The organism is Ramlibacter sp. AN1015 (assembly GCF_037726105.1).
In the GTDB taxonomy this organism is placed as follows: Bacteria; Pseudomonadota; Gammaproteobacteria; order Burkholderiales; family Burkholderiaceae_C; genus Ramlibacter.
Map to the genome: position 1 here is coordinate 125,445 of NZ_JBBJUM010000011.1, position 7,339 is coordinate 132,783.

The following is a 7,339-nucleotide window of genomic DNA, read 5'->3' on the forward strand; positions in this document are numbered from 1 at the left end:
ATGCGCACCGTCACCAGCCTCTCGCTGCGCCGCCGCCTACTGGTTGGGATCCTGGTGCCGCTGGTGCTGCTGCTGGTGCTCAACGCGGCCATGCTCTACGCCCGGGCCCTTGCCGCCGCCAACACCGCCTACGACCGCACGCTGCTCGCCTCGGCCAAGGTGATCGGCGAGCAGCTCGAGGTGCAGGGCTGGGACGACGGCGCGCGGCTGCACGCCACGGTGCCCTATTCCGCGCTGGAGGCCTTCGAGGCCGACAACCGCAGCCGCATGCTGTATCGCGTGTCCGACCTGCAGGGCGTGCGCGTCTCGGGCTATGCCGAGCTGCCGTTCTGGCGCGGCCACCTGCCGCAGCGCGCGCCCTATGCCGCGCTGGTGGACTTCTACGACGACCAGGTGCAGGGCGCGGCGGTGCGCGTGGCGGTGCTGCTGCAACCCGTCTCCAGCGCGCAGGGCCGCGGCATGGCCGTGGTGCAGGTGGCCGAAACGCTCGAGCTGCGCGAGAGCCTCGCGCGTCAGGTGCTGATCGACACCCTCTGGCGCCAGATCCTGCTGCTTGCGGTGATCGCAGGCGTGGTCGTGGTGGTGGTGCAGCACGCCACGCGTCCCGTGCGGCGGCTGTCCTCGCAGCTTTCGCGGCGCCGCGAAGGCGACCTGAGCCCGATTGTGGCGGGCGACGCGCCGCGCGAGCTGCATCCGCTGCTGGACGCGACCAACGCCGTGATGGCCCGCCTCGACCACCTGCTTGGCAACCAGAAGCGTTTCGTGCGCGACACCGCGCACCAGCTGCGCACGCCGCTGGCTGTGCTGCGCGCGCAGGTGCAGTCGGCCCTGCGCGGCGATGTCGAGCCGCTGCGGGCGCTGGCCGAGATCAGCACGACCGTCGATCGCGCCACCCTGCTGGCCAACCAGATGCTGGCGCTGGCCAAGGTCGAACAGCTGCGCCAGCGGCCGCAGCGCGCGGTGAACGACTTCGCCGAACTGGTGCGCGCGCTGGCGCTCGAGCTGTCGCCGCTGGTGGCCGAGAAAGACCTCGACTTCGAGATCGAGACCCAGCCCTGCCCCGTGCAGGCGCACGAATGGATGCTGCGCGAGCTCGCCCGCAACCTGCTGCACAACGCCATCCGCCACAGCCCGCGCGCGGCACGCCTGCGGGTGCAGGTCGAGCGCAGCGGGGGCGGCGCGACGCTGCAAGTGCTCGACGAGGGGCCAGGCATCGCGCCTGCGCTGCGGGCGCGCCTGTTCCAGCCGTTCTCGGCCGGCGATGTGCGCTCGGGCTCGGGCCTCGGACTGGCCATCTGCCACGAAATTGTCGGGGCACTGGCCGGCACCATCAGCCTCGACAACCGCACGGAAGGCGACCAGATCGTCGGACTGCTGGCGTGCGTGCGCCTGCCCTTGGCGGAAAATGCCGCCTGATGGACAGACAGCGCATAGACAAGTGGTTGTGGGCTGCGCGCTTCTACAAGACGCGTACCCTGGCCTGCGAAGAAATCGGCAAGGGCCGCGTCGAGGTCAACGGGCAGGCCGCCAAGCCCGCCCGCGAAGTGAAGGTCGGCGACAGCGTCTCGATGCGGCGCGAGTCGGTGCTGCGCACGGTCGTCGTGCGCGGGCTCTCGTCGATGCGCGGCCCTGCGCCAGTGGCCCAGCAGCTCTATGAGGAAACGCCCGAGAGCCTCGCCGCGCGGGAACAGGCTGCCGAGCAGCGCCGTCTTTCGCGCGAGCCTGCGCTGTCCATTGAACAGGGCCGCCCGACCAAGCGCAGCCGCCGCGACCTCGATCAGGCGCGCGGCTGGGGCGATCGCTGGAGCGCATCGCTCGACGACGATTGAGGTGCAGCCGCCGGTAGCCGGCACCACGCCCGCACCACGCCGGCAGTACGCGGACATCACGTAGGCATCACGCGGGCATCGCGCAGATGGCAACCAACTGCTACTGTCATCGAACTGGCACGTTCCGCGCGGATACTGCCTCCACGGACAAGGAGGAGATATGAACGGAGCCAGAACCTCGTCGATGCTGCAGCGCATCCCCGTCATCCTCGCGGTCACCGCCGCCTCGTACGGACTGCAGGTGCCGCCGCAGGCCCTGCGTTGGGGCACCGGCCAGTTCAGCGGCCTGGAGCAGATGCACACGGAGCCGGCGCGCACCGACCTCACGCGCGCTCCCACGGCCCTGCCGCAGCCCGGCCGACGCTGAGCCGCCCGGGGGGCAACCGGCGCCTACAGCCCCGCGCCGGTCGCGGAGCGCAACAGGTCCCTGCGATCAGACGCCCTCTTGCACCGCCACAGCCCGCAGCCGCCGCACGCCAAACGCACACCGTACGAGTGGCGACTGACCGCCGTGGCTGCACCAGCGGCACACGCCGGCCTGCGATGTGCCAGCCGCATGGGGCACGCGGCACGCGGCACGCGGCACGCGGCACGCGGCACGCGGCACGCGGCGCGCGGACTGCGGCTGAGAAGCACACGCAGCAGCTTGGCATCCCACGCGTGCTGCCGCTATGGTTGCGCCTTCCGACACATCGCTTCAGGAGAACGCAATGCGATTCATGGTGCTGGTGAAAGCCGACCGCAACAGCGAAGCGGGCGTCATGCCCGACGAGCGCATGCTCGCCGAGATGGGCCGCTTCAACGAGGAGTTGGTGAAGGCTGGCGTGATGCAGGCCGGAGAAGGTCTGCATCCGAGCTCCAAAGGCGCGCGGGTGCGTTTCAGCGGCTCCGAGCGCACGGTCACCCCGGGTCCGTTTCCCGAAGTCGAGCAGCTCGTGGCCGGCTTCTGGATCTGGAAGTGCGCCTCGCTGCAGGAGGCGATCGACTGGGCGCGGCGCTGCCCCAACCCGATGCCGGGCGACTCGGATCTCGAGATCCGGCAGATCTTCGAGGCCGAGGATTTCGGCGAAGCACTCACCCCCGAGCTGCGTGCCCAGGAAGACCGCCTTCGGGCCGACGTGGCCCAGCAGACCGCGCCGCTCGCGCCGCGCTGACCGGCCAGCGGCACCCACCCTGTAGCCGCGCCGCGAAGCGCTTGCAGCTCAGTGCAGGCACAGGGTAAGCCAAGCACGGCGGCCCAGGGCCATCAGCTTGCGGCGCCCTCACATACGACAGCAGCGGTCTCGCGCGCTTCGTTCAACAGGCGCCTTGCGCTCGCGCGCAGTGCCACCGCGCGCGCACCGTCCGATCCCGTCGTTCGCGCGATCCATCCCAGCTTCTCCAGCGGGAGCACCTGCCGCAGGAGCTGCGACGGCCGGCGCCCACAGCGGCGGGCCAGCAGCCCCATGGGCAGCGTTCCGCCCGCCGTGTCGATGCAATCGAGCAGCAGGAAATCGGCCCAGTCCATGCCGTGCCGCGTGCCCAGCTCCTCGTCGAGTTGCAGCGTGAGCGCGGCCTGGGCGCGGTGGCGTTCGAGGAAGGCTTGCAGGGCGGCGGCGCTCACGGCGCAGCTCCCGTGGCGGCAAGCTCGTCGCGATAGAGCTGTTCGAGTTCGCGCAGCTCGCTTGCATAGTCGAAGGCCGGGTCTTCGCGCTGCTTGACCAGGGCGAGCACCTCGAAGACGAAGCTGTCGCCACGGCGCCTCCACTCGGCCTGCAGTGCGCGGTCGGTGTGCGAGCCCAGGCGCAGCTCGAAGCGCGCGCGGTTGATGGCACCCACGACGTTGCGGCTGGAGGAAACGAGCACGCGCTCGCCGGTGCGGATCGCCCAGATGCCCATGGGCGGGAAGGCGTCGCGCGCCTGGCGCGAGATGGCGCGGCGCGCAGCCGCGGAGGTGCTGTCGGGGACCGTGGCGGGGGCGGGGGCGGGGGCGGGGGCGAGAGACATGGTGCTCCTTTCTCAGGATGGTGGGAGGTTGGCGGGGGAGGTTCGGGCGGCGCCGAATGGCTCGCCAGCGCGTGCTTCGGCAGCGTGCGCCAGGCCAGCTCAGGTCTCGGCGCCGGGCTCGACGCGGAGTGTCTGCTGACCGCCGGCGCCGGCGCCGGCGACACGCAGGCTCGGCTGAAAACGGGGATCGGCCAGGCGCAGCACCTGCTCGCACACGTCCCGCGGCCACTGCGACGCGAGCGCGGCGGTACGCGCGAGGTCTCCGGCGAACAGTGCCCGCGCGGCGTCCTCGAAGCCGGGGCGATCGCCGGCCAGAGCGACCATCACGCGGTAGCTGCGCTCCTGGGCACGCCGCTGGCGCTCACGCTCGCTGCCGGCGCGGCTCGCCTGATGCACCAGCTTGCGCAGCGCGACCGAGGCGCCTCCGGGTTGCGCCGCCAGCCACTCCCAGTGCTCGGGCAGCAGGGTCACCTCGCGCGCGACCACCCCCATGCGCGGGCGCCCACGCGCCCTGGGCGCCTGCGCCTGCGCCGCCGCCGGAGGACCCTCCTGCTGGTCGAACGCGGGCCGATAGCGGGCCAGCACGGCCGTTTCGCCGCCGCGCAGGTCCAGGTCGATCTGCGTGCCGTTCTCATCGCTGAACACCAGGGGTGCGGGGTCGGCGTCACCGGCTTCGGACAGGCGCAGCAGCGCAAGCGCGACCTCGTGCAGCGCACCCGCGGCGATGCGGCGGCCACCGAGGAAAGCGGAGTAGCTGGAGTGCAATTCGTCGGTCATGCCGAATTCTATCCGGGTTAAAACCCACGCATCGATATTTATCCGGAACAAAATAGGTGCCGAGCCTGAGAGCGCCCAGCGCGGCGGGCTATGCGTCCAGGCGTGTGGGCGGCGTACGCGCCGCTGCCGGCACCCGCGTCGCCCGACCCGGTCCCCGGCGCAGGAAGCGCTCCACCCCGAGCCCCTCGGTATCGATCTCGGCCACGCGCAAGGACAGCAGGTCCGCCACCAACCGCCCTGTGCCGGCTGCCATGGTCCAGCCCAGCGTTCCATGGCCGATGGCCAGGTGCAGGCCCGCCACTGGCGTGGGGCCGACCACCGGCGTACCGTCCGGGGTCATGGGGCGCAGTCCGCACCAGAAGCCGGCGTGGCGCAGGTCGCCACCACCCGGAAACAGGTCGCCCACGACGTGCTCCAGCGTGGCACGACGACCTGGCGGCAGCGACAGGTCGAAGCCGGCGAGCTCGGCCATGCCACCCACGCGGATGCGTCCACCCAGGCGGGTGATCGCGACTTTGTAAGTCTCATCCATCACGGTGGACTCGGGCGCCCCGGCCGGATCGACGATCGGCAGCGTGAGCGAATAGCCCTTGACCGGATACACGGGGAGCCGCAGTCCGAGCGGCCGCAACAGCGCGCCCGCGTAGCTGCCCGCCGCAACCACGGTGGCGTCTGCACGCAGGACGCCCTCGTCGGTGTGGATTCCCTGCACGCGCTGCCCGTCCCACGCAAGTGCGCGTGCCGCCACGCCGAAGCGGAACTGCACCCCCAGCGCAGCGGCCATGTTGGCCAGGGCGCGCGTGAAGGTGAAGCAGTCGCCGGTCTCGTCCCCCGGCAGGCGCAGTGCCCCGACGAACTTGTCGCGGGTGGCTGCGAGCGCCGGTTCGTGGCCGATCACCCCATCGCGGTCGAGCAGTTCGTGCGGCACGCCCTGCTCCTGCAGCACCGCGAGGTCGAGCGCCGCGCGATCGAGCTGCCGCTGCGTGCGAAAGAGCTGCACGGTACCGAGCATGCGCTCGTCATAGCCGATGCCGGTCTCCGTCCGCAGGGCCTGCAGGCAGTCGCGGCTGTACTGCGCGAGCCGCACCATGCGCGACTTGTTGACCGCATAGCGGTGCCGCGTGCAGTTGGCCAGCATCAGGAAAATCCAGCGCCACATCAGTGGGTCCAGGCTCGGACGGACCGCGAGCGGACCGTGCGGCATCAGCAGCCACTTGATCGCCTTCAGCGGCACCCCGGGGCCGGCCCACGGCGCGGCGTATCCGGGCGAGACCTCGCCGGCATTGGCGAAGCTCGTTTCCAGACCTGCTCCCGGCTGCCGGTCGATCACGGTAACCGCGTGGCCCTGCCGGGCCGCGTAGTAGGCGACGGAGGTCCCGATGACCCCACTTCCGAGAACGAGGACGTGCATGAGGGTGCAAGTGCGTGGGGGGCGCCAGGTCCCCACGGACCTCTCGCACCTCGCACGCGCCTGTTGCTCCCTTATGGCCCAAGCGGACCGTCGGCTGGGGCAGGCACAGGCAAATCTCACCGAACTTGCCCCCTGAAACCAGCGGGCGAATGCCAGCTCGGCGCCCCCATGGCGACCGCCCTCCCCTAGCATCGCCGCATGCCCACCCCGCTTTCCGTCCTCGACCTTGCTCCCATCACCGAAGGTGGCGATGCCGCCCAGTCCTTTCGCCACAGCCTGGAGCTGGCCCAGCAAGCCGAACGCCTGGGCTATCGCCGCTACTGGCTCGCCGAACACCACGGCATGCCGGGCATTGCGAGCGCAGCCACCTCCATCCTGATCGGCCATATCGCGGGCGGCACGCAGCGCATCCGCGTCGGTGCGGGCGGCATCATGCTGCCCAACCACGCTCCGCTCGTCATCGCCGAGCAGTTCGGCACCCTCGCCGCGCTGTACCCGGGGCGCATCGACCTGGGCCTCGGCCGTGCCCCGGGCTCTGACGCGCGTACCGCCCGCGCGCTGCGGCGTGACCTGCAGACCGACCCCGACCAGTTCCCACAGGACGTGATCGAACTCATGGACCTGCTCTCCGACGCCCCGCGGTCCGCGGTGCGCGCGGTGCCCGGCACCGGCGCGGACGTGCCGGTCTGGATCCTCGGCTCCAGCCTCTTCGGAGCCCAGCTCGCGGCGATGCTGGGCCTGCCCTATGCGTTCGCATCGCACTTCGCGCCGGCCCAGTTGATGGACGCCATTGCCCTCTACCGCGCCACCTTCCGGCCGTCGATCCAACTGCAGCGCCCCCACGTCATGCTGGGCTTCAACGTCGTCGCCGCACCGAGCGACGACGAGGCCGCCGAGCTCGCCACCTCCCTGCAGCAGGCCTTCGTCAACCTGCGCAGCGGGCGCCCGGGCAAGCTGCCGCCGCCGCGTCCGGGCTATGTGCAGACCCTCGGCCCTGGAGAGCGCGCGCTGCTGGAGGGCGTCTTGTCCTGCGCCGCGATCGGCTCACCGGAAACCGTGCGCAACGGGTTGCAGGACTTCATCGCACGTACCCAGGCTGACGAGTTGATGATCACCTCTCAGATCTTCGACCACCAGGCGCGGATGCGCTCGTACGAGATCACGGCCGGGCTCGGCGTGTGAGGCTCGGCTGCCGCGGGCAGCGCAGCCGCGTGGCCGGGGACTTGTGCTGCGTGTTTGCGTTCGGTGTGCGTCGCTGGGTGGCGGTGGCGTGAAGTGCTGGTGCAGGGACTGCTTCTGCGTTGCGACTCTTTTGCTGTCGCGGCGTGCCGGGATT

General features: G+C 71.1%; 9 protein-coding genes. 5 read left to right on the top strand and 4 right to left on the bottom strand.

Annotation, left to right across the window (positions count from 1 at the left end; translation table 11 throughout):
• The 4 genes from WG922_RS17340 to WG922_RS17355 all read left to right on the top strand — a co-directional run bounded on the left by WG922_RS17340 (window position 1) and on the right by WG922_RS17355 (window position 2,983).
• Window positions 1–1,416 carry a sensor histidine kinase gene (locus WG922_RS17340; RefSeq protein WP_340284041.1) on the top strand — a complete coding sequence of 472 codons (1,416 nt, stop codon included), beginning with the start codon at window positions 1–3 and terminating at the stop codon, window positions 1,414–1,416.
• Window positions 1,416–1,829: an RNA-binding S4 domain-containing protein gene (locus WG922_RS17345; protein ID WP_340284042.1), complete on the top strand. Its 414-nt coding sequence runs from the start codon at window positions 1,416–1,418 to the stop codon at window positions 1,827–1,829. The genes WG922_RS17340 and WG922_RS17345 overlap by 1 nt, the downstream gene beginning before the upstream one ends.
• A 160-nt stretch (window positions 1,830–1,989) precedes the next feature.
• On the top strand, window positions 1,990–2,196 hold the full coding sequence (locus tag WG922_RS17350) for a hypothetical protein (RefSeq protein WP_340284043.1): 207 nt from the start codon (window positions 1,990–1,992) through the stop codon (window positions 2,194–2,196).
• Window positions 2,197–2,539: 343 nt separating this feature from the next.
• A complete protein-coding gene (locus tag WG922_RS17355; protein WP_340284044.1) occupies window positions 2,540–2,983 on the top strand; it encodes a YciI family protein in 444 nt (147 codons plus the stop codon).
• Window positions 2,984–3,075: 92 nt separating this feature from the next.
• On the opposite strand, the gene WG922_RS17360 is transcribed toward WG922_RS17355, so the two are convergent.
• The 4 genes from WG922_RS17360 to WG922_RS17375 all read right to left on the bottom strand — a co-directional run bounded on the left by WG922_RS17360 (window position 3,076) and on the right by WG922_RS17375 (window position 6,003).
• Entirely contained in the window at window positions 3,076–3,432 is a 357-nt protein-coding gene (locus WG922_RS17360) for an AsnC family transcriptional regulator (RefSeq protein ID WP_340284045.1), read from the bottom strand.
• Window positions 3,429–3,815 carry a GIY-YIG nuclease family protein gene (locus WG922_RS17365; RefSeq protein WP_340284047.1) on the bottom strand — a complete coding sequence of 129 codons (387 nt, stop codon included), beginning with the start codon at window positions 3,813–3,815 and terminating at the stop codon, window positions 3,429–3,431. The genes WG922_RS17360 and WG922_RS17365 overlap by 4 nt, the downstream gene beginning before the upstream one ends.
• 99 nt (window positions 3,816–3,914) lie before the next feature.
• Window positions 3,915–4,592 (bottom strand): DUF2239 family protein, encoded by a 678-nt coding sequence (locus WG922_RS17370; RefSeq protein ID WP_340284049.1) that lies wholly within the window; start codon window positions 4,590–4,592, stop codon window positions 3,915–3,917.
• A gap of 88 nt (window positions 4,593–4,680) precedes the next feature.
• Complete coding sequence (locus WG922_RS17375) at window positions 4,681–6,003, bottom strand: D-amino acid dehydrogenase (protein ID WP_340284050.1); 1,323 nt, start codon at window positions 6,001–6,003, stop codon at window positions 4,681–4,683.
• Window positions 6,004–6,201: 198 nt separating this feature from the next.
• On the opposite strand from WG922_RS17375, the gene WG922_RS17380 reads away from it, so the two are divergent.
• Window positions 6,202–7,185, top strand: coding sequence for an LLM class flavin-dependent oxidoreductase (locus WG922_RS17380; RefSeq protein ID WP_340284052.1), 984 nt, complete (start codon window positions 6,202–6,204; stop codon window positions 7,183–7,185).
• Window positions 7,186–7,339: the final 154 nt, after the last annotated feature.

Bases quoted from the DNA above. Each gene is read 5' to 3' on its own strand.
- WG922_RS17340 (WP_340284041.1), top strand. From the start codon at position 1: ATGCGCACCGTCACCAGCCTCTCGCTGCGCCGCCGCCTACTGGTTGGG.
- WG922_RS17345 (WP_340284042.1), top strand. From the start codon at position 1,416: ATGGACAGACAGCGCATAGACAAGTGGTTGTGGGCTGCGCGCTTCTAC.
- WG922_RS17350 (WP_340284043.1), top strand. From the start codon at position 1,990: ATGAACGGAGCCAGAACCTCGTCGATGCTGCAGCGCATCCCCGTCATC.
- WG922_RS17355 (WP_340284044.1), top strand. From the start codon at position 2,540: ATGCGATTCATGGTGCTGGTGAAAGCCGACCGCAACAGCGAAGCGGGC.
- WG922_RS17365 (WP_340284047.1), bottom strand. From the start codon at position 3,815: ATGTCTCTCGCCCCCGCCCCCGCCCCCGCCCCCGCCACGGTCCCCGAC.
- WG922_RS17370 (WP_340284049.1), bottom strand. From the start codon at position 4,592: ATGACCGACGAATTGCACTCCAGCTACTCCGCTTTCCTCGGTGGCCGC.
- WG922_RS17375 (WP_340284050.1), bottom strand. From the start codon at position 6,003: ATGCACGTCCTCGTTCTCGGAAGTGGGGTCATCGGGACCTCCGTCGCC.
- WG922_RS17380 (WP_340284052.1), top strand. From the start codon at position 6,202: ATGCCCACCCCGCTTTCCGTCCTCGACCTTGCTCCCATCACCGAAGGT.